This window comes from Acinetobacter sp. BIGb0196 (assembly GCF_011759595.1).
In the GTDB taxonomy this organism is placed as follows: Bacteria; Pseudomonadota; Gammaproteobacteria; order Pseudomonadales; family Moraxellaceae; genus Acinetobacter; species Acinetobacter guillouiae.
Genome location: NZ_JAAOZA010000002.1, coordinates 410,680 through 432,027, shown reverse-complemented (window position 1 = coordinate 432,027; position 21,348 = coordinate 410,680). Strand labels below are relative to the sequence as shown.

Genomic DNA, 21,348 nt, shown 5'->3' with positions numbered 1-21,348 from the left:
GACAATAATAGTTTGGTTTTTGTTATGCAGTTTCTGATTAGAAAATCTGGAAGCAATACTTTACCGAGTTGCATATTCACATTGAAATGCTTATAGGCCCATCATCACCCTATAGCATGTTCAAAGTCTTGATCGAATTAAGCAGAAGGTGGTGGCGTAAGATCCACAAATAAGCCTGTGAAACGGCGAACCAGAGGTAAAAAAATTAACACTGTGGGAAAGGCAATCATCCATGAAAATAGCCAGACGCTAAACCATTTTGCAAAAAATCCATCGAACCACCCCACATTTTTCCATAAGTTAATCATGGAAATGGTCGCACTCATCAAAGCTGAGAGTATGAACGGCATAATCCAGCCCGCATATTTTGCTGGTAATTTCGGAATTCCAGCAAAAATCATAGCAGGTTTATGTTGATCGGGTCTATTTTCGATCTTGATCTCTGGTTTTAAATCACGCATTTTTCTTGACGTTCTGCTTTAAGTTTTTCATAAATTGTTTAACTGCGGGTTCAAAGTCTTGAAATAGCGCATGATCACGGTGGGTAATCATCACCTCTAAAAAGAGTTTTAGCCCTACCGCAAACGCTTTAGTGGTTTCTTCATCAAAAAACTCAGCAGCTTTTAAGCGCTCTACGATTTGGAAAATATCATCGTGATTGCCCACGTTAAATTCGATATTTTCATTGTAGGTTGACGGATGACCTTGTGCATCTGCAAGATGTTGAACAGTTACATAATATTGATGTTGTTTCATAAGATTTCTCTAACTTGTTAAATATTCGGCTGGGTTTAATGTAGGGTCGTACTAAATTTAATATCCAAAACATCAATATCAAACGCTTGAAAAACCTGTTCCAGTGAAGCGATTAAAGACGCTTTATTGATCTGGGTTAGGTCAGCACATTGAATATTGAGTGACTCCACTTCGGATAAATAAGGCAAAGCATATTTGGCTTCATCTCTGCCATGCAAATTTTGAGTAATCAGACCGACTTTTTCTAAATCGCTCACCACTCGATATATGGTCGATAAGCTGATCTGCTTATTTTGTACATATAATTGCTGATAAATCTGCTTTGCGCTCAGTTGTGTTTTTTGGTCCAACAGCGCTTTGAATACAATCACTCTTGCTTGGGTCACTTTTAAATTTGCATGCCGCAGCTTTTGTTGTACCTCAATACTCATGTCTCACCTAAACCTTCTATTGCCCTATTATTGCATTGTTATAAACGCCCAATTTCTACGGCGGCTTGATCAATTTTTTCAGCGACTTGTCTAACTTGTTCAGCATCAAAATCTTTACCCTTGAGCTTTAAGCGTAATGATGTTTTTAAGTTTTCCATCGCACGATGAATATCCAAATATTGGTCGTTTTCATGAATTTCGCGTCGAGTTTCCAAACGCTCTAATAAGTGTTTGATATGTGCATGCTGCTCTTTTAAATGTAATTTTCCAGCATCAGTAATGTGATATTGCTTACGATCACCTTCTGTATTTTCAGCATGCACAAAACCAATTTCTTCAAGATAGGTCAGGGTTGGATAGATTGTGCCTGAACTTGGAGTATAGCCTCCACCGACCAGATCACTGATGGCTTTGATAATTTCATAACCATGCTTTGGCTGTTGCTGTATCAGATGTAAAACCAAAAGCTTCATTTTACCCGATTCAAACAACCGACCTCGTCGCCCACCATAGCCTCGTTCGGTATGCTGTTCACGATGCTCAAAATCATTTTGTGAATGATCATGTCGCTCTGATTTCATCTTTATTCTTCTCAAATCGATTAATTTATGCGTATTAAGATATATCTTAATAAGTCTTAAGGCAAGACGATAGAACAAAATCAATTATAATATTTTGATAAATAATGAATTAAATAATTTTAAATCGATCTATCTTAAAAATTTAAGATATAAAAAAGACCGATTAAAAGCCTTTAAACCGAATCTATTGGCTATTTTTATTGTTGTTATGGATTGCTTAAAGCTTGACTTAGTTACCCATTTTTTAAGCATCGTTTTTATATCTTGGGACAGCAAACTTTTAATTTTCAGATCTTTAGTCTTGACATAGAGATTAATTTACATACAATGCCATTTGTAACAAAAAATTAATATTTTTATAACAAAAGGGTCACACAATGTTTAAGAAAACTTTATTTGCTGCATTACTTGCTAGTTCTTTTGGGTCTGCACATGCATACCAGGCTGAAATCGGTGGTTCACTCGGTATTGTTGATCCAGATAAAGGGGATACATCTACTGGTTTTGCTATCGACGGAAAATATTACTTTAATCCTGTCCAAGTTAAAAACAATCCATTAAACGAAGCCGCTTTTTTAGATCGTGCAAGCAACGTAAATGGTGAGATTAGCTATATCGATTATGATCATGGTGATATCACAAGTTATGGTGTTGGTATTGAATATTTCGTTCCAAATACTGATTTTTATGCAAGTGCGACTATCGCTCGCTCTACAGATAAAGAAGATGGTTTTGAAGATTTTGACAATACAACTTACACTGCTGAAGTGGGTTATCTGCCAATCCCAGGTCTTTTGATCGCGGTTGGTTTAGCGGGCTATGATAATGATTTTAATGATGATATAGATCCAACTATCCGTGCTAAATATGTCACTCAAGTGGGTCGCTATGACATGAACTTTGAAGGTGGCGCAAGCTTTGGTGATACCGATGCTTACAGCGTAGGTACAGATTTATATCTAGATAAAACCTTGAGTGTCGGATTGGCTTATTCAGGTAGCCGTGCTGATGGGAATGATGAAGACACATTCACAATTCGTGCAAAAAAATTCTTTACTCAACAAATCAGCTTAGAAGGTTCTGTTGATTTTTCTGATGACTATAATATCTATGGTCTTCGCGCTGCTTACCGCTTCTAATTATTGGTAAACTTTAAAAAACCGCTCTCGTATGAGCGGTTTTTTATCTCTAAATTTACTGTTCTAAATGCAGCATTCTTAACTGCAAACTCACATTGCCATTAAATTGATTTTTATCCAATTCATAAACAATACGTACCATATCTTGCATAGGATCAAAATTGAATTTATCGCGTACATTAAAGGCAATCGCATCAATCGGTTGGCCATTTTCCAAAGCTAAACGCAATTTCAGATGCACTTCTTTTAACCAACGATAATCGATGACTTTAAAATGCCCTTCAAATACCGGTGCAGGAAACTTTTGCCCCCACGGTCCCAATTGCGCCAAGGTATCTACAGTTTGCAGTTGAAATGCCTGAGCAGGTAATTCACCATCCGTCCACAACACCGCTTGGAATAGTGCATCATCTGATTGAGCAACCAACTCAGTAAACCGTTGTTTAAATTCTTCAAAATGTTGCTTTTGAATGGTCAAACCCGCCGCCGCCGCATGCCCACCAAAATGACTAATCAAATCAGGATATTGCTCGGCAACTTTTTCAATACTGTCTCGAATATGAATACCATCAATCGAACGTGCGGAACCTTTGATATGAATCCCATCTTTATCCGCCGCAAATACAATACTAGGGCGATGAAATTGCTCTTTTAAACGCCCTGCCACAATACCAATCACCCCTTGATGCCAATGTTCTTCAAACATGACCAGCGCTGCGGGCAAATGATCTTGATCAAGCTGTAGATTTTCCAGCGCTGCCAAAGCCTCTTGTTTGATCTCCGACTCAACTTGACGACGTTCTAAGTTTAAATCATTGAGCTGGCGTGCCAAAGCGTGAGCTGTCTGCGTATCGGTTGCCAAAAGACATTCAATACCAATGTCCATGGTTTCCATACGCCCTGCGGCATTAAGGCGAGGCCCTAACACAAAACCTAAATCAGAGGCTTTTAACTCAGCAGGATCACGCGCTGCAATGTCTAATAAGGCACTGATTCCTGCACGACATTGATTCTGTTGAATCCGTTTAACCCCTGCATCCACTAAGATACGATTGTTATGGTCGAGGCTAGCAACATCGGCATAAGTACCCAAAGCAACCAAATCCAAATATTGCGGCATTTTTGCAGCCGATTTTCCCTGTTTTGCCCGATGGCTACTTAACTTTGCCAATAGGTAAAATGCCACGCCAACGCCAGCCAAAGCCTTACTTGGAAATTCGCAACCTAACTGATTTGGGTTAACAACCGCTTCAGCCTGAGGCGTTTCCTTGGTCGTTAAATGGTGATCGGTGATAATCACCTGCATTCCATATGACTGCGCTTGTGCTACCCCGGCATGACTGGAAATTCCATTATCGACCGTAATTAATAGATCCGGCTGATATTTTTCAAAAGCCAAATCGGCAATTTTAGGGGTTAAGCCATAACCATATTTAAAGCGATCTGGAACGAGGTATTCAACATTGGCACCCATTTCTCGTAAAGCCAGCATCATCAGTGCGGTACTGGTGGCACCATCTGCATCATAATCACCGACAATCACAATTTTTTTATCTTGATCTAAAGCTTGATCAATAATTTGAATGGCTTGCTCTAAACCTTTCATTTCTGGTGCAAGTAAATATTTAAGTTTTAAATCTAATTCTTGTTCAGATTGCACACCACGACGGGCTAAAATTTCAGCAATAAAGGGTAACACGCCCTGAAAGTTTTCAGGGCGTGTGATCAATGGTCGTTGTTTAATTTGTAATTTTTGCATTTATGGCATCAAACGTTGTATTGTCCAAGATCCACCTACTTTTTCATAAGTTAGGCGATCATGTAAGCGATTTGGGCGGCCTTGCCAGAATTCATAATACGTCGGCTCTAAACGATAGCCTCCCCAAAATTCGGGTTTAGCCAATTCATTTTTTTCAGCCACTTGATCATACAATGCTTGAAAACGCTGTTGTAAATGTTCACGACTTTCAATCACGCCACTTTGTGGGGTGCTGATATGTGCTGCAATTTGGCTATCACGCGGACGTTTATGATAATAATCAGTAGATTCTTGTTCAGATATTCTCTGAACTTGACCACCCACACGAACCTGACGTTCTAACTCAGGCCAATAGAATAGCAATTCTGCATAAGGATTTTCAGCTAAGTCTAAGCCTTTTTGACTGTCATAATTGGTATAAAAATCATAACCAGCCTCGGTAGCACCACGCAATAACACAGTACGCACATGTGGACGCCCTTGTGCATTTGCGGTTGCCAACGACATTGCATAGGGTTCATGCAGTTTTGCTTCTAAAGCCAAATTAAACCAATTGAGAAACTGCGCATGAGGATGAGCATCCACTTGCTCCTCATGTAGTTCACCTTTTTGATAAGTAAGACGAAGCTCACTTAAGTCTTTAATTACATCACGCATGAAGCAAAACCTTCTACAGACGATACAATATTTTAAGCCGCATTTTGACGAACAGCATCTGCTAAATGATTTGCCAAATCAGTTACTTCTTGCAGATTATCGCCTTCTACCATAACACGGATGATCGGTTCCGTCCCTGACTTACGAATTAAAATTCGCCCACGTCCTTTAAGTGCTGCTTCTACTTTATCAAACTCGGCAACCAATGCTGGCACTGCGAATGGGTCAAACATTTGTTCAAGGCGAACATTGACCAAAACATTGGGTAAAGTTTTAAAATCTGCAACCAATTCATCTAAAGCTTTATTCTGTTCGACCAATACTGTTAACACTTGTAGGGCTGCAATGATTGCATCGCCTGTTGTGCTCTTGTCTAAAGTCAAAATATGACCAGATGGTTCGCCACCAATCACCCAGTTGTTTTCTTCTAAATTTTGCAATACATAGCGATCACCCACTTTAGCACGTACAAAAGGAACTTTGGCTTTTTCAAGTGCTAACTCTAATGCCATGTTACTCATCACTGTACCCACGATACCCGCCGGTTTTTGGGATGCTTGAGTTGCTAAAATATAAAGAATATGGTCGCCATCAATCAATTTACCAAAACGGTCAACCAAAACCACACGATCTGCATCGCCATCAAAAGCAATACCTAAATCTGCTTGATGCTCAATCACTGCTTTTTGTAAATTTTCAGGATGCGTCGAACCACAATCCTTATTGATATTTAAACCATCTGGTTCGTTATAAAGCGCAATAACTTTTGCGCCTAATTCACGAAATACTGCTGGGCCGACGCTATACGCTGCACCATTGGCACAATCCACCACAATTTTTAAATGGCGTAAATTGAAATGATACGGGAATGTCGATTTACAAAACTCGATATAACGACCATTGGCATCTTTAACACGCACACTCTTACCTAAGTTTGCGGTGTCTTCAATGATGATATCGTTCTCAAGCTCTCGGTTAATCGCATCTTGAATCGTATCTGGAAGCTTCTTCCCTTCATCTGAGAAGAATTTAATCCCATTATCAAAATAAGGGTTATGTGAAGCAGAAATCACGATCCCTAAGTTGGCATGCAATGCACGGGTTAAATGGGCAATTGCAGGGGTCGGCAGCGGTCCAAGTAAATGTACATAAACACCTGCCGCATTGAGACCCGCCTGTAAAGCTGCTTCAAGAATATAACCTGATAAACGGGTATCTTTACCTAAAACCACAATCGGTTTTGATTTGGGGCTAATTTGCTTTAATACTTTCCCTGCCGCAAATCCGAGTTTAAGTGCAAATTCTGGGGTAATTGGGAGTTCACCAAATTTTCCACGAATCCCGTCTGTTCCAAAATAACTCATCTTTTACCCACTTATTATGTGTTGTATAACAATCAATTTTTAAGGTTTACTACTTTACACCAAAATAAAAAAGCCGTCATAAACTGACGGCTTTTTCCAATCAAAATATTACAAAAGATTAACCTACACGATAGTTCGGTGCTTCTTTGGTAATCGTTACATCATGCACATGTGACTCTTGCATACCTGCAGCGGTAATTTTCACAAATTTTGCATTTTGACGTAAATCTTCAATGGTTGCAGAACCGGTATAGCCCATAGATGAACGTAAACCACCCATCATTTGATGTACGATATTGCCCATTGGACCTTTGTACGGTACGCGGCCTTCTATCCCTTCTGGGACTAATTTTTCAGCGCCTGCTTTCGAGTCTTGGAAATAACGATCGGCAGAACCCGTTGCACCAGCCATTGCACCTAAAGAACCCATACCACGGTATGCTTTGTAATAACGACCTTGGAAGAATTCAACTTCACCAGGCGCTTCTTCAGTACCCGCCATAAGTGAACCCACCATAATCGTGCTTGCACCAGCACCAATTGCTTTGGCCATATCCCCAGAGAAACGGATACCACCATCAGCAATCAATGGAATTTGGTCTTTCAATGCATTGGCAACACTGTCAATTGCAGAGATTTGTGGCATACCAATACCAGCAACGATACGTGTCGTACAGATTGAACCAGGACCAATACCTACTTTCACTGCATCTGCACCCGCATCAAGTAATGCCAAAGCAGCATCACCCGTTGCGATATTACCGCCAATCACTTGAACTTGAGGGAAGTTTGCTTTCACCCAACGTACACGCTCGATCACACCCGCAGAATGACCATGCGCTGTATCCACTACAATCGCATCAACGCCCGCTTCAACCAAAGCTTCAACACGACTTGGGGTTTCAGCGCCAGTACCCACTGCAGCACCAACACGTAAACGACCTAATTCATCTTTACAGCTATTTGGATAAGATTCCGCTTTACGGAAATCTGTAACTGTAATTAAGCCTTTTAGTGCATTGCTTTCATCAACCACCAATACTTTTTCAATACGGTGTTTTTGCAATAATGCTTGAATATTTTCTTTCGATTCATTTTCACGAACAGTCACAAGACGATCTTGCCCTGTCATGATATTGCTTACTGGTTGTTCCAAGTTCGTTACAAAACGAGTATCTCGGCCAGTTACAATCCCAACCACTTTGCCATCTTTAACGACAGGTACACCACTGATGTTGTTGGCTTGTGTAATTGCCATCAAATCACGAATCGTGGTTTCAGGTGTCACGGTAATTGGATCTTTCACCATTCCCGCTTCGAATTTTTTTACACGGCGAACTTCTGCAGCTTGTGCAGAAATATCCATGTTTTTATGTAAAATACCAATACCACCGTTTTGCGCCATTGCAATCGCCATACGTGACTCAGTCACAGTATCCATTGCTGCTGAAACCATAGGGATGTTCAGTTGAATGCCGCGTGTGAGGCGTGTCTTTAGAGAGACATCTTTTGGGAGGATAGTAGAATAGGCAGGGAGTAATAAGACATCATCGAAGGTTAGCGCTTCTTGAACGATGGTCAACATAACAGTCTCGCTGGTAATTTCCGTGAGCTATTATATACAAATTTCCGTTCAATTTTCATTTTTTATTGTGCGGATTTATCTTATTCTCAATCACACTTTATTTTTCAGTATCTTATTGAAATAAAAATGGGCTTTGAATATAAAATTATCGTGGATTTAACACCACAGTAGACTGTCGACTTACAGTCTCTGCCTGATATCCTAAATTTTCCCACTTTAGCGTTAACACACCTGATCAAAGTCTTCATCATTGCTGGATGTAGCGACTTCTATTTCGATCAGGGGAATTAAACCATAGCCTTGTCTTGCTTTTGCACATTGTGAATCCCCAGCATGTACCTGTTTGCATGAAGAACTCCGTTGCTCATACATACTACAGCTGACTTGCTGTCCAATCTCACCCTTTAATGCCACACAACGCGGTTGCTTTTGATTGGTGCCCTGCATACAAGAATACACGGCTGTCAAAGGTTCGACATAATCTGGCGGCATGGCCTCTCCTTCAGCCCAATAAAATGAGACTCGGAAAAAGGCGCAACACGCCCCGCAACTTAAGCACGCATCCTGTGCTGAGATTTGTGACAACATTTTTTTAAGATTCTCGTTATCAATTTAAAATTTTGGCAAGAAAATCCTAAAAAAAGTCGCACTCAAACTCAATATCTTTTTTGAATTTTTTATTGCGGGCAGGTAAACACAGACTCATCCATCAAATCGACACCACATTGTAAATTTTCGATCCAGTCTAAAAACTGATGAATCATCTCTTTACCAATAAACGGCTTACCATGCTGCGGCACAATCATTTCAATATCCATTTGACGCACCATTTTCACCCATAAACGGATCACCCGATTGGTACACATATAGCGCTGATGAAAACCATGCATGGTTGGAATGTGCATTGCAAAATCTTCAATTGGTTTCGAGGCATCATCAACAATCGATGCACCCATATCACCTGAGAATAAAATTTTTGAAATTGGATCGTAAAACTGAAAATTTCCAACGGAATGTAAGAAATGCGCAGGAACCACGATGATGCGCGTTTCTCCCAATGGAATAGAGCCACCTTGGTCTGGCAATTCGATCAGACGTTCTAACCAGCCCCCTTTCATACGATCACTCATAAATGCAGAGTTTAAATGAGGTAAAAAGCGTGCCCATAATTTAGATGCGACCACTTTGGCATCGGTATAGACCAACCAACGTGGCATTGAGGTAATGATGTCAGGGTCTTGGTGAGATGCCATGACATAGTCTAAATTTTGTAATCGGGTGTATTTATTAAGCTCCATGGTCAGGGGTACATAGGTCAAATCACCACCTGGATCTAATACTGCTGCACGTTCATTATTTAAAATAAGAAACTGATTGGCTTGTACACCTTCACCTTTCACCAAACTGGTAAAACTTATACATTTATGAGTGCCATTATCAAACAAAACTTGCGACGTGGTGCGATCTAAAGCCATACCAGAAACCCCAAAACCTTTTTTAAAATAAATCTTTAGTTATCCCATACAACATATAAGGTTTTCTTCAAAGTTACAATAAATCTACAACCTAAGTTTAAAGATTATTTGTGTCATCATTCTCAGAATAATAAAAAACCCAACATTAAGTTGGATTTTCAGCTTTAAAAATAGATGACTTTATTGATGTTAAATAAGCTTGGAGAATTGCGCTTAAAAAAAGTAATGCTGAACTAAAGCTGCGACACCAATAATAAAAAAGATTGCAGCTCCAATTTTATGAATCAATGCAATAGGTAATTTATCTGCCAATTTATTCCCAATAAATACAGCAGGTGCATTGACCAGCATAATCCCCAATGTCGTACCTATGGTTACCCAACCGATATTGTCAAAGCGTGCAGCAAGTGCCACTGTGGCGATTTGGGTTTTATCCCCAATTTCTGCAAGGAAGAATAATACAAAGGTTGCACCAAAGACCCCATATTTTTGCCATTTATTAATACTTTCAGATTCATCACCCAATTCATCTGGAATCAACATCCACCCAGCCATACCAATAAAGCCAAGTGACACAATCCAAAGTAACACTGTCGGGCTAAGGACCGTGGTAATCCACTGACCAAGCACTGCCGATACACCATGATTGACGATGGTTGCTAATAAAATTGCAATTAAAATAGGAATAGGTTTACGAAAACGTGCAGCAAGAAGTAATGCGAGCAGTTGTGTTTTATCGCCCATTTCGGATAAAGCGACAACCACTAAAGAGATGAGGAAGGCATTTAACATTTCAAAGTCTCTGGCTAGCAATATTTACCGATGACTTACCCCTCCTGCTAGCCAATATGAATAGTCGCCTATTCAACGCGGAGTGATAAATCAAAGGTCTTGCCAACAAAAGATAGCTGAGTAAACACCTTCAGCTAAATTGGTTCTTTGCTATGATGACCATACTCTGTTGAGTAATTATGTTGATCATCACCCATTTATCATCTCGCAGATGATAAACAGCGGCTACTCCCCAATGAAGTACAGCTATTCTACAACGCTTTATCAATCATTTTCAATTTTTAAAAATTAAAAAATTTAAAGCTCAGATAAACTTCAAAAAATATCGCGCCAAAGCATTTTTAATGCCCGCAGAGGATGAATTCAATTTCGTTTCTTCACTAATTTTCAACCCTAGATGGTTATCCTATCGTGGGGCGACATGGATGTCGCCGTTGGGCGGGGGTACAGGACGTACCCCTCGCCCATGAGCAAAAACAAAGTACGGCTTTGTTTGCAGCGCAAGGTTTGGCATCCCCCTACGAAAAGTGAAGCATCGCCTACGCAATGGTATTTAAACTTTGAATGTAAGGTGTGGCATTGCACGCTTTTTTATAATCAAATAATTTGTTTTTCATATAATTGATTTAATAAAAAATATTAATTAAGAGAAATTATATTCTTGTGCCTGAGTTTTTTGACAGATTGACTATATTGAATGATAACTTTAAAGCAGATTTGAAAATTATTGATAAAACAAAATTAGATGCATATAAAAAACCTCGCCTAAAGCGAGGTCTTCTATGATTTAGAACTTAAAGCAAGATGTTACGAATATCTGATAACAACTTGGTCAATTTATTGGTAAATCGCGCAGCATCCGCACCATTAATCACACGATGGTCATAAGACAATGACAATGGCAACATCAGTTTTGGATCAAAGCCTGAGCCATTCCATACCGGTTGCATCGTTGCAGGTGAGATACCCAAGATCGCAACTTGCGGCCAGTTCACCAATGGCGTAAATGCAGTACCACCAATTGAACCTAGGCTGGTAATGGTAAAATTTGCACCTTGTAAGTCTTTCGGAGAAAGTTTCTTATCACGTGCTTTTTTACTTAACTCACCTAATTCAATGGCAATTTGCTTAATCGATTTTTGATCAGGATTACGCAATACTGGAACAGTTAAACCATCTGGTGTCGCCACAGCGATTCCCATATGAATTTCTTTACGCAACAGCACAGACTTTTGATCATCTGCCAAGTGACCCGCAAAATAAGGCTCTTCTTTAAGTAAGAACGCCACCGCTTTTGCAATAAAGGCAAGGATCGTTAAGCTAATACCATCTTGCTTAAATTTCCCTTTTAACTCACCGCGCCAAGCTTCTAATTCAGTAATATCTGCTAAATCAAATTGTGTCACTTGTGGAATGAAATTATTTAATGACAATTGCGGTACAGACACTTGCTGTAAACGCGTCATTGGTGCAATTTCACTACCACCAAATGCACTGAAATCTGGTAATGCAGGCAATCCTGAAGCGGCTGGCGCAGCGGCGGTTTGAGCTACTGCTTGTGGTGCAGTCAATTTGGCTTTAACAAAAGCAAAAACATCATCTTTCATCACACGTGCATGAGGACCAGAGGCCTCGACTTGTGATAAAACCACACCCAGTTCACGCGCAAGCTTACGCACGGCTGGACCAGCATAAACTTTGGCATTTTCAGCTTGTTGTGCTTTAGATAACTTTTCAGTACCCGCTTGAGCAACGGCCACTTCAGCTTTTGGCGCTGATGCTGTCGTTTTCGCGGCTGGTGCTGATGCAGCTTGTGATGCTTGAGCAGCTGGCTTTTCTTGTGGTGCTGGTGCAGTCTGACCCTGTGCTTCAATCGTCACCAAAGCAGTGCCCTGACTCACAGACTGATTCAATTCCACATGGATCGCCGTCACCGTACCTGCAACCGTACTTGGCACTTCTACAGAGGCTTTATCCGACTCAGCGACGCAAAGGCTTTGGTCTTTTTCAACTTGATCGCCTACGCTCACCAAGATTTCAGAAATTGTTGCTTTATCTACACCAAGATCAGGAACAGCAACTTCAACTTTACCCGATTGGGCTGGCGCTGATGCTTCTGGTGCCGCAGCTTGAGTTGGTGTTGCTGACGCTTGTTGAGGCGCTTCAGTAGGTTCTGCCGCCGAAGTCGTTGCAGCGCCTACAGTTTTCACTGTAATCAGTACCACACCTTCTTTAACATTATCACCTTCTTTGACCACAACACTTTCAACCGTGCCGGCAACTGTACTTGGAACTTCAACCGTTGCTTTATCCGATTCCACTACGACGATGCTGTCATCTACCGCAATTTCGTCGCCCACTTTAACCAGAACTTCGCCGACCAAAGCTTTTTCAACACCAATATCTGGCACTTGAACTTCAACTGTTTGAGATGAAGCTGGCGCGGATGCTGAAGGTGCAGCAGGCGCCACAGGTTCAGCTTTAGTTTCTACAGCAGGTTCAGTTTTTGCAGCTTCTTGAGCAGGCTGTGCTGAAGTTTCTGTCTCTGTTGCATCCGCTGATTCAACTTCGATCAACACAGCACCTTCTGAAACCTCATCACCTTCCGTAACAGCAATACTTTTAACCACACCCGCTGAAGTGCTTGGCACTTCAACAGAGGCTTTGTCTGACTCAAGTAGAACAATACTGTCATCAACAGCGATGGTATCCCCTACTTTCACCAAGATTTCTGCAACAGTGGCCTTATCAACGCCAATATCAGGAGTTTTAACTTGCATCATTATTTCTCCTCTGTCACTTCAGTATAAGCAGCAACTTCTTGTACAGATGGGTGCGCTTGCGGTAACCATGCAACTGGACGATCAACATCAAGTTCAAATGAAGAGATTGCATCTTTCACTAAACGTGGATCAACTTCACCTTCATCTGCAAGTTTTTTCAATGTTGCAACCACAATGTGTGCCGCATCTACACCAAAGTAACTACGCAAATTACTGCGTGTATCCGAACGACCATAACCATCTGTACCCAATGTTACATATGGACGGCTATCTGGAAGGTAAGCACGGATCTGTTCGCTATAGGCACGCATATGATCTGTTGCTGAAACAACAATACCATCCGTGTCACGCAATTGCTGAGAAACCCAAGACTCTTTACCATCTTCAAGTGGATGTAGACGATTGTATTCTTCAACAGCCATACCATCACGCGCCAATTCATTGAAGCTTGTTACACTCCATACATTGGAATGGATTTGGTATTCATCACGTAAAATTTGCCCAGCTTTAATCACTTCACGCAGAATCACGCCTGAACCCAATAACTGAACTGTGGCTTTTTCATCTTTATTGAACAAGTACATACCACGTTTGATGCCTTCTTCAGCACCTTCAGGCAATGCAGGTTGATCATAGTTTTCATTCATGAGGGTCAAGTAATAGAACACACGTTCCTGATTCACATACATACGTTGTAAACCATCATGCACAATCACGGCTAACTCATAACCAAAGCAAGGATCATACGCTACACAGTTTGGAATCGTACCTGCCAAGATATGAGAATGACCATCTTGGTGTTGTAAACCTTCACCATTTAATGTGGTACGACCAGCTGTTGCACCACACAAGAAGCCTTGTGCCTGAGAATCACCCGCTGCCCATGCAATATCCCCAATACGTTGGAAACCAAACATTGAGTAATACATATACATCGGAATCATTGGTAAGTTATTGGTTGAATAACTGGTACCCAATGCTGACCAAGCGCTCATTGCACCTGCTTCATTGATCCCTTCTTGCAACATGTGACCATCTTTCGCTTCACGATAGTTCATGAGCTGTTCTTGGTCTTCTGGGGTATAGTTTTGTCCATGCGCAGCATAGATACCCAACTGACGGAACATGCCTTCTAAACCGAAAGTACGCGCTTCATCAGGTACGATAGGCACAACACGGTCTTTAATGGCTTTTTCTTTTAACAATGCAGCAATCAAACGCACCATAACCATCGTGGTTGATTGCTCTTTACCACCACTGCCTTTAAGCACACCATCAAATACTGAAATCTCAGGAATCGCCAATACTTCACTGTCTTTACGACGTGCAGGTAAATAACCACCTAAAGCTTCACGACGTGCTTTCATATATTTCAATTCAGGTGAGTTTTCACCTGGACGATAGAATGGAAGCTCTTCAAGTTGCTCATCAGAGAATGGCAAATTGAAACGGTCACGTACATATTTCAATGAATCGTGTTGCATTTTCTTGATTTGGTGGGTTTTGTTGACAGCTTCAATTTCGTCAGACAAACCATAACCTTTCACTGTTTTCGCTAAGATTACAGTCGGTTGACCATTGCTGGTCATTGCTGCTGCATACGCGGCATATACTTTGTATGGGTCATGACCACCGCGATTCAGATTATCAATATCCTCATCACTTAAGCCTTTTACCAACTCCGCAGCTTCAGGGTATTTACCAAAGAATTTTTCACGGGTATAAGCGCCACCTTTTACTTGGTAGCGTTGGTATTCACCATCTAGCGTTTCATCCATACGGGCTTTTAAAGCACCTGAAGTGTCTTTATCGATCAAAGGATCCCAATGACGACCCCAAACCACTTTAATCACACGCCAGCCTGCACCACGGAACAGTGACTCTAGCTCTTGAATGATTTTACCGTTACCACGTACAGGACCATCTAGACGCTGTAAGTTACAGTTAACCACCCAGATTAAGTTGTCTAATTTTTCGCGACCCGCAAGCGAGATTGCACCTAAGCTTTCTGGCTCATCCATTTCACCATCGCCAAGATACGCCCAAACCTTACGGTTTTCTTCTTTGATCAAACCACGATTCATCAAGTACTTTTGAATATGCGCTTGATAAATTGACATGATTGGACCAAGGCCCATCGAAACGGTTGGGAACTGCCAGTAATCTGGCATTAAATAAGGATGAGGATAACTTGAAAGCCCCTGACCACCCACTTCACGACGGAAATTACTCAATTGATCTTCAGTCAAACGACCTTCTAAAAATGAACGTGCGTAAATACCTGGTGCACAATGACCTTGGTAATAGATCATGTCGCCACCAAAGCTATCACTATTGGCACGGAAGAAATGGTTAAAACCGACATCATATAGGGTTGCTGAAGACGCAAAACTTGCCAAGTGACCACCTAAGTCATCACCTGTTTTATTGGCACGTAGAACCATTGCCAAAGCATTCCAACGAATTAATGCTCGAATACGACGCTCCATATCTTGGTCGCCTGGCATCGCTGGAGATTCTTCAACTGGAATGGTATTTAAATAAGGGGTATTTAGACGCTGAATAGGTACATGCTTCGAAATTGCTTGTTGATATAATTTTTCTAATAAAAACGCAGCACGATCCGTACCCATATGCTGGAGCACTGAATCAAAGGCATCTTGCCATTCTTGTGTTTCCTGAGCGTCGCTATCACCATAATACGCCATTTCCCACTTACTCCTTGAATAGTTTTCTATATATTATATGTATCATGTTTTGGGCCTGTTAAGTTATCGTTACAGCCAAATGCAGATTGTAAGGATTATTTAGCAACTAAATAGTTGTTGACTAATTAACACTTAAAATAACAAAAAACCGCCAATAAAGGCGGTTTTTTATACAAAATAATTTTTTATTTGATGATAGTCTGAATACACTATTTAATTCATCGCGACTACGAATTCAACCATGCATACAGAGCATCAGTCATAAGCTCAACAATCAAATGTTTAGCGTTAAGGCAACATTGCTAAGTAAGAAGATGGATTTTTACGTTGACCATCTTTCACTACTTCATAATGCAAATGTGGACCTGTGCAACGCCCTGTACAACCCACGTTGGCAATATGTTCACCAGCCTTCACCTGATCACCTACACGGGCAATTAGACGTGAAGCATGCGCATAACGTGTGATATAGCCATTACCATGGTTAATTTCTACATATTGACCATAACCAGTGCCCCAACCAGACTTGGTCACAATACCAGGACCTGTTGCATAAATTGGTGTGCCACTTGGTGCTGAAAGGTCTAAACCAGAATGATGTTCTGCACGACCACCCATTGTACGGCCACCAAAATCAGAGCTTACGCGCTTCATATCTGGAAGCGGATGAGTGACTAACCAAGAATATGGAGAGTTTGCAGTGTAACGAGAAGCAGAGTTTGCGCTAGAACCGTATTTTTTAGCGATACTTGCATTGTTTAACTCGATTGGTGCATCCTGGCTACGTAAAGTAATATTCATCTTTGCTGAAGCAGGAAGATCTAAATCATCTGGATTATAAGAGCCTTGAGATAAAGTCTTGGATAATTGTTCTAAACGATCTGGTGATTGAACCAAGTCTGCAAATGCAGCGGTTGCAGCGGAAGCTGCTAAAGTAAAAGCCAATAAAATACGTCGCGTGTGCATAAAAACCTCTTTAACTGTTCTTAGTCAAGTTTCTTGAGTGATCTCATCCTTGATATCTATCGAAATGAGCGCTTAAGATAAGACATAAATATGTAGGAACCATGTATGTCTGAACCCAAAAACGTCTTTCAACCAACAAGACAACACTTAAAAACAGGAAACTTATCGTTTCTTACAAAGCAAGTTGCCGAATGGCAAAAACTTACTAAATTAATTCAACCGCTACTTCCTCAACCTGAGAATTGGCGAGTTGTCTGTTATCAATACGGTATTTTGACCATCACCGGTGAAAATCAAGCCATGATTAGTCAACTCGGTTATCTTCAAAAACAGTATATTTCTCAATTGTCACAAATCAACGAACTTCGTGATTTACAAAAACTGCAAGTTCGTTTACGTATTCAAAACAGCAATACTGAAACACCCCCACAACTCCATAAAACTGTAAGAAGCATACAACCTGCAACATCTGAAATGTTACAAAATGCCGCTAGTTTTGTGAGCGACCCTAAGCTTAGCCAAGCTTTACTACGTTTGGCAAGCAATAAAAAGTAACCTAATTAGATTAAATTAAGATTAAAACTGGTTAAAATATGACAGATATCACACTTTTTATTGTTACATTATAACACAATGCCTAAAAGACAAAGACTTATGTCACGTTGACAAAATGAATTGGGCACAGCTTCTCGTCATCAAATGTTACAATTTCATAGCTGCTTGGATCGCTTTTAACATTGCGTAAAAGTTGATTATTCAGTGCATGACCCGATTTATAGCCATCGAATTTGGCAATAATTTGATGCCCAAGTAGGTATAAATCACCGACTGCATCCAAAATTTTATGCCGAACAAACTCATCAGCAAAACGTAGACCTTCTTCATTGACCACGCCAGTATCATCTAAACCGACAGCATTATCTAAGCTCGCACCCAGTGCCAGATTATTGGCTTTTAAATAATCGAGGTCTTTCATAAAACCAAAAGTACGTGCACCACTGACTTCATAGACAAACGTTTCTGTTGAAAAATCAATGGTCGCCGATTGGTATTCTTTTGCAAATGCAGGATGATCAAAGTCGATAGTAAAATTGATTTGAAAACCATCGTGAGGGGTAAAAATTGCGCGCTTATCTTCTATGAGTGCTTCAACAGGTTTGAGAATTCGAATAAATTTTTTCGGTGCGTCTTGTTCTACTAATTCGCCCTGCATGAGTAAATATATAAATGGACCTGCACTACCATCCATAATTGGTATTTCAGAAGCAGACACTTCTATAATCAGGTTATCTATACCCAAGCCAGCGATTGCACTGGTGACATGTTCAATGGTTCCAACCTTGGTTTCATGACTAACCAAATTGGAACACATGAATGCTTCTTGAATCAGCATAGCATCTGCTGGCAGATCGACAGGTGGATTTAAATCGATACGGCGAAATACAATACCCCCGTCCGCCACATGCGGTAAAAAGTTAATCATGACTTTTTGTCCGCTATGTAGTCCGATGCCACTCGCTTTAACGACTCGCTTCAGGGTACGTTGTTTCAACATGCTAATTCGGTCTTCATTCTCAAATCCGCTATACGTTAGCACATTTAGCCATTGATAAAAAACAAAAAAGGTAATGAATCTCACTACCTTTTTCGTTGATATTAATTATTTTTAATAATTATCAATCATTTACGCTGTTGATTTTTCAAATAATCTTGAATACTCATTGGCGTAGAACGACCGCTTGAACTTGGTGCTGCAACAGGTGCACCATCTTCTTGACGTTTATTGATCGCTGGAACGTCATCTTCATCAACCACAGTGTTGTGGCTAGCTTGCTGGCTATATGATTGGGCAACATTGCTGATATGGGTTCTGCGTTTTGCTTCAGTTGCATCACTGGCATTACGTGTTAAACCTGTAGCAATCACAGTGACACGGATTTCATCACGTGCATCTGGATCAAATACAGTACCAAAGAACACTTCACCTTCTTCAAGGTCAACAATCTGGTTCACAACATCTGTAATCACTTCAGTTTCACGTAAAGTAACATCAGCACCGCCAGTGATGTTAATTAACACCCCTTTGGCATTCATGATATTTACATTATCCAATAACGGACTACGGATCGCCAAACGTGCAGCTTCTTCAGCACGGTCTGGACCACTACTCTTACCTTCACCCATCATCGCATAACCACGTGTACTCATCGCAGTTTTCAAGTCAGCAAAGTCAAGGTTAATATGACCAGGACGAACAACCAGATCAAAAATACTACGTACCGCATTCAGTAACACGTCATCTGCTTTACGGTAAGCATCTTGCATAGAGATGTCACCATAAACGCTGAGTAAACGTTGGTTCGGTATAATAATTAAAGAATCAACATGTTGTTCTAATGCTTCAATCCCTTTTTCAGCCGAACGTTGACGACGACGACCTTCAAAGTTAAATGGCGTTGTCACCACACCCACGGTAAGAATACCCATTTCTTGAGCAATCTCAGCAACAACGGGTGCAGCACCTGTACCTGTACCACCGCCCATTCCAGCGGTCACAAATACCATATCCGCACCTTCAAGGTGTTGACGGATTTGCTCACGGCTTTCTTCAGCAGCAATTTGACCTACATCTGGATTAGCACCAGCACCCAAACCGCGTGTGCTTTGCTCACCAAGTTGCATTTTAAAAGGGGCATTCATGCGATCAAGGGCTTGCTTGTCTGTATTTGCACAAACAAATTTCACACCTTTAATGTCAGATTGCACCATGTGTTGTACAGCATTACCACCGCCGCCACCAACACCAAACACAGTAAAACGGGCTTGACCGTTGTTATCGGTTTGTCCATCGTCTAAAAATTCAAATGAGGCCATGACCTTTAGATTTCCTAATATAATTTGGCAGTCACTTAAGCCCGTATACTGCCTTGATCTTCAATAATAAAAATTGTTTTTAGGATGCTGTTCATTGCAGAGCTTGTCAAGTATTGGACAGAACACTTACAACTTCCTAACAATATTCCCCAAAAAACCACACCTAAAAAATACCTTTTAATTTGTTATTTAAGGCATTCCAACCATTCACAATCCGATCAAAGAATGGTCTTCCACCTTGAACTTCAGGTTCTTCAATCGCCTCTTGCATGTCACTTTGACTAAACAAAAGTAACCCTGCTGCTGTAGCATACATTGAACGACGTAAAGATGGTAAATTCTGATCATCGGTCACCACTTGTAACGGTGGATTGCCTAAGTGTGCAGAGATACCCAACATACGACGAGCCAATGTCACCATGCCTTCAATCTGGCAAACATCACCTGTCAGCACTACACCATGATACAAACTTTGTAGTGCACTACGTTGTTCTAATTCGTATCGTACTTTACCCAAGATATCTTCATAACGTGCGATAATAATTTCAGTCAACTCAATACGACTAATGGTTTGTGGGCCATCAATTGCCTCAAACTGAATCATATGATCCGGTTTAACTTGGTGAATATCAACACAACCATGCAGTAGCTTAATCCGTTCAGCTTCTTCGGTTGTGGTTTGCAACACTGTTGCAATATCACGTGTGACATTTTCACCACCACATTGAATGGTATGGGCTAATGCCAAATGCCCTTCAATATAGACTGCAATATTGGTCGTTCCAGCACCAATATCGAGCAAACAAACGCCATATTCCTTTTCATCTTTCAGCAAACTGCCTTCTGCAGTTGCTAAACAAGATACCACCATTTTTTCAACCGAAATATTGGCGCCTTTCATTGCACGATCCAAGTTCTGCATAGTACTGATTGGCATCATCATCAATTGATAATGGGCTGTCATACTATTGGCAGATAAATTGATTGGGTTCTGTACCCACTCACTTGAATCATCCAGCTCAAAACCTAAAGGCACTGCACTTGCTAAGTAATGATCGGCTGTCATATGACTAGCTTTAGCAAGCTCTAATGCACGCACCACTTCAGTTGTCGTAATGGTATGTTCTGAATTTGAAATCGGCGTACGACCAATCGCATAATGGCTTTGTAATTCGGTGCTTGGAATAGAAACCCAAGCTGAATGAATACGACACTCAGCCATATCTTCAGCTTCTTGAACGGCTTGTTTAATTGCATTTGTGACTTTATCAAGGCTCACAATTTTGCCTTTATTCATTCCTTTATTGCGTGCGCTTGCCATGCCAATAACCTGAATATTATCAGGGGCATGTACTTTACCAATCAGTACTGAAACTTTATGTGTCCCAATGTCAATTGCAACAACTGAGGGAACAGCTTCATTCATCACTTTGCTACCATTATCTTCATTGTTTATGTTTGGCTATATGCCTCTTTTT

The 21,348-nt window shown here is 40.7% G+C and carries 19 protein-coding genes and 1 riboswitch; of the genes, 2 read left to right on the top strand and 17 right to left on the bottom strand.

All coding sequences use genetic code 11. From position 1 onward, the window contains the following. Positions 1-137 precede the first annotated feature (137 nt). Genes FHR28_RS14740 through FHR28_RS14725 form a run of 4 tightly spaced genes read right to left on the bottom strand, consistent with a single transcriptional unit; the run spans position 138 to position 1,768 of the window. Entirely contained in the window at positions 138-461 is a 324-nt protein-coding gene (locus tag FHR28_RS14740; RefSeq protein ID WP_374759599.1) for a DUF2798 domain-containing protein, read from the bottom strand. Beyond that, positions 454-756, bottom strand: coding sequence for a DUF3861 domain-containing protein (locus FHR28_RS14735; protein WP_166782951.1), 303 nt, complete (start codon positions 754-756; stop codon positions 454-456). Before FHR28_RS14735 ends, FHR28_RS14740 begins: the two co-directional genes overlap by 8 nt. Before the next feature lie 35 nt (positions 757-791). Further along, positions 792-1,187 (bottom strand): Fur family transcriptional regulator, encoded by a 396-nt coding sequence (locus tag FHR28_RS14730; RefSeq protein WP_154129943.1) that lies wholly within the window; start codon positions 1,185-1,187, stop codon positions 792-794. Between the two features lie 38 nt (positions 1,188-1,225). Beyond that, positions 1,226-1,768, bottom strand: a complete 543-nt coding sequence (locus FHR28_RS14725) for a PadR family transcriptional regulator (RefSeq protein WP_166782950.1) — start codon at positions 1,766-1,768, stop codon at positions 1,226-1,228. 377 nt (positions 1,769-2,145) lie between these two features. Between FHR28_RS14725 and FHR28_RS14720 the strand changes: the two genes are divergently transcribed. After that, positions 2,146-2,907, top strand: a complete 762-nt coding sequence (locus FHR28_RS14720) for a putative porin (RefSeq protein ID WP_166782949.1) — start codon at positions 2,146-2,148, stop codon at positions 2,905-2,907. A gap of 55 nt (positions 2,908-2,962) precedes the next feature. Here the strand turns inward: FHR28_RS14720 and recJ are convergent, their stop codons facing one another. The 10 genes from recJ to FHR28_RS14670 all read right to left on the bottom strand — a co-directional run bounded on the left by recJ (position 2,963) and on the right by FHR28_RS14670 (position 16,996). Then, complete coding sequence (recJ, locus tag FHR28_RS14715; RefSeq protein WP_166782948.1) at positions 2,963-4,666, bottom strand: single-stranded-DNA-specific exonuclease RecJ; 1,704 nt, start codon at positions 4,664-4,666, stop codon at positions 2,963-2,965. After that, positions 4,667-5,323: a pyridoxamine 5'-phosphate oxidase gene (gene pdxH, locus FHR28_RS14710; protein ID WP_105713893.1), complete on the bottom strand. Its 657-nt coding sequence runs from the start codon at positions 5,321-5,323 to the stop codon at positions 4,667-4,669. 32 nt (positions 5,324-5,355) lie between these two features. Beyond that, positions 5,356-6,687, bottom strand: a complete 1,332-nt coding sequence (gene glmM, locus FHR28_RS14705; protein WP_004718603.1) for a phosphoglucosamine mutase — start codon at positions 6,685-6,687, stop codon at positions 5,356-5,358. 118 nt (positions 6,688-6,805) lie between these two features. Then, complete coding sequence (gene guaB, locus FHR28_RS14700) at positions 6,806-8,272, bottom strand: IMP dehydrogenase (RefSeq protein ID WP_004718605.1); 1,467 nt, start codon at positions 8,270-8,272, stop codon at positions 6,806-6,808. Between the two features lie 222 nt (positions 8,273-8,494). Further along, positions 8,495-8,860, bottom strand: a complete 366-nt coding sequence (locus FHR28_RS14695) for a YkgJ family cysteine cluster protein (protein ID WP_081401065.1) — start codon at positions 8,858-8,860, stop codon at positions 8,495-8,497. A gap of 89 nt (positions 8,861-8,949) precedes the next feature. Beyond that, positions 8,950-9,747, bottom strand: coding sequence for an MBL fold metallo-hydrolase (locus FHR28_RS14690; protein WP_004718609.1), 798 nt, complete (start codon positions 9,745-9,747; stop codon positions 8,950-8,952). A 213-nt stretch (positions 9,748-9,960) separates the two neighbouring features. Next, positions 9,961-10,539 carry a TMEM165/GDT1 family protein gene (locus FHR28_RS14685; RefSeq protein WP_166782947.1) on the bottom strand — a complete coding sequence of 193 codons (579 nt, stop codon included), beginning with the start codon at positions 10,537-10,539 and terminating at the stop codon, positions 9,961-9,963. Positions 10,540-10,628: 89 nt separating this feature from the next. Beyond that, positions 10,629-10,785: riboswitch (yybP-ykoY riboswitch) on the bottom strand. Positions 10,786-11,333: 548 nt separating this feature from the next. Beyond that, a complete protein-coding gene (locus FHR28_RS14680; protein WP_171527394.1) occupies positions 11,334-13,319 on the bottom strand; it encodes a 2-oxo acid dehydrogenase subunit E2 in 1,986 nt (661 codons plus the stop codon). Positions 13,320-13,321: 2 nt separating this feature from the next. Continuing rightward, on the bottom strand, positions 13,322-16,030 hold the full coding sequence (gene aceE, locus FHR28_RS14675; protein ID WP_004718613.1) for a pyruvate dehydrogenase (acetyl-transferring), homodimeric type: 2,709 nt from the start codon (positions 16,028-16,030) through the stop codon (positions 13,322-13,324). 288 nt (positions 16,031-16,318) lie between these two features. Next, positions 16,319-16,996, bottom strand: coding sequence for a M23 family metallopeptidase (locus tag FHR28_RS14670; protein ID WP_004718614.1), 678 nt, complete (start codon positions 16,994-16,996; stop codon positions 16,319-16,321). Between the two features lie 105 nt (positions 16,997-17,101). On the opposite strand from FHR28_RS14670, the gene FHR28_RS14665 reads away from it, so the two are divergent. Beyond that, complete coding sequence (locus FHR28_RS14665) at positions 17,102-17,551, top strand: hypothetical protein (protein ID WP_004718616.1); 450 nt, start codon at positions 17,102-17,104, stop codon at positions 17,549-17,551. Between the two features lie 97 nt (positions 17,552-17,648). Here the strand turns inward: FHR28_RS14665 and lpxC are convergent, their stop codons facing one another. The 3 genes from lpxC to ftsA form a co-directional block, all read right to left on the bottom strand. Then, positions 17,649-18,551 carry a UDP-3-O-acyl-N-acetylglucosamine deacetylase gene (lpxC, locus tag FHR28_RS14660; protein ID WP_016539103.1) on the bottom strand — a complete coding sequence of 301 codons (903 nt, stop codon included), beginning with the start codon at positions 18,549-18,551 and terminating at the stop codon, positions 17,649-17,651. A 125-nt stretch (positions 18,552-18,676) separates the two neighbouring features. Further along, positions 18,677-19,870 carry a cell division protein FtsZ gene (ftsZ, locus tag FHR28_RS14655; RefSeq protein WP_004718620.1) on the bottom strand — a complete coding sequence of 398 codons (1,194 nt, stop codon included), beginning with the start codon at positions 19,868-19,870 and terminating at the stop codon, positions 18,677-18,679. A gap of 163 nt (positions 19,871-20,033) precedes the next feature. Continuing rightward, positions 20,034-21,296 carry a cell division protein FtsA gene (gene ftsA, locus FHR28_RS14650; protein WP_004718623.1) on the bottom strand — a complete coding sequence of 421 codons (1,263 nt, stop codon included), beginning with the start codon at positions 21,294-21,296 and terminating at the stop codon, positions 20,034-20,036. Between the last annotated feature and the right edge of the window lie 52 nt (positions 21,297-21,348).

What these genes read in the sequence shown, in the direction of transcription:
- FHR28_RS14725 (WP_166782950.1), bottom strand. Translation starts at nt 1,768, where the DNA reads ATGAAATCAGAGCGACATGATCATTCACAAAATGATTTTGAGCATCGT.
- ftsA (WP_004718623.1), bottom strand. Translation starts at nt 21,296, where the DNA reads ATGAATGAAGCTGTTCCCTCAGTTGTTGCAATTGACATTGGGACACAT.
- pdxH (WP_105713893.1), bottom strand. Translation starts at nt 5,323, where the DNA reads ATGCGTGATGTAATTAAAGACTTAAGTGAGCTTCGTCTTACTTATCAA.
- ftsZ (WP_004718620.1), bottom strand. Translation starts at nt 19,870, where the DNA reads ATGGCCTCATTTGAATTTTTAGACGATGGACAAACCGATAACAACGGT.
- FHR28_RS14720 (WP_166782949.1), top strand. Translation starts at nt 2,146, where the DNA reads ATGTTTAAGAAAACTTTATTTGCTGCATTACTTGCTAGTTCTTTTGGG.
- FHR28_RS14690 (WP_004718609.1), bottom strand. Translation starts at nt 9,747, where the DNA reads ATGGCTTTAGATCGCACCACGTCGCAAGTTTTGTTTGATAATGGCACT.
- recJ (WP_166782948.1), bottom strand. Translation starts at nt 4,666, where the DNA reads ATGCAAAAATTACAAATTAAACAACGACCATTGATCACACGCCCTGAA.
- guaB (WP_004718605.1), bottom strand. Translation starts at nt 8,272, where the DNA reads ATGTTGACCATCGTTCAAGAAGCGCTAACCTTCGATGATGTCTTATTA.
- FHR28_RS14730 (WP_154129943.1), bottom strand. Translation starts at nt 1,187, where the DNA reads ATGAGTATTGAGGTACAACAAAAGCTGCGGCATGCAAATTTAAAAGTG.
- FHR28_RS14695 (WP_081401065.1), bottom strand. Translation starts at nt 8,860, where the DNA reads ATGTTGTCACAAATCTCAGCACAGGATGCGTGCTTAAGTTGCGGGGCG.
- glmM (WP_004718603.1), bottom strand. Translation starts at nt 6,687, where the DNA reads ATGAGTTATTTTGGAACAGACGGGATTCGTGGAAAATTTGGTGAACTC.
- FHR28_RS14685 (WP_166782947.1), bottom strand. Translation starts at nt 10,539, where the DNA reads ATGTTAAATGCCTTCCTCATCTCTTTAGTGGTTGTCGCTTTATCCGAA.
- FHR28_RS14735 (WP_166782951.1), bottom strand. Translation starts at nt 756, where the DNA reads ATGAAACAACATCAATATTATGTAACTGTTCAACATCTTGCAGATGCA.
- FHR28_RS14740 (WP_374759599.1), bottom strand. Translation starts at nt 461, where the DNA reads ATGCGTGATTTAAAACCAGAGATCAAGATCGAAAATAGACCCGATCAA.
- lpxC (WP_016539103.1), bottom strand. Translation starts at nt 18,551, where the DNA reads ATGTTGAAACAACGTACCCTGAAGCGAGTCGTTAAAGCGAGTGGCATC.
- FHR28_RS14665 (WP_004718616.1), top strand. Translation starts at nt 17,102, where the DNA reads ATGTCTGAACCCAAAAACGTCTTTCAACCAACAAGACAACACTTAAAA.
- FHR28_RS14680 (WP_171527394.1), bottom strand. Translation starts at nt 13,319, where the DNA reads ATGCAAGTTAAAACTCCTGATATTGGCGTTGATAAGGCCACTGTTGCA.
- aceE (WP_004718613.1), bottom strand. Translation starts at nt 16,030, where the DNA reads ATGGCGTATTATGGTGATAGCGACGCTCAGGAAACACAAGAATGGCAA.
- FHR28_RS14670 (WP_004718614.1), bottom strand. Translation starts at nt 16,996, where the DNA reads ATGCACACGCGACGTATTTTATTGGCTTTTACTTTAGCAGCTTCCGCT.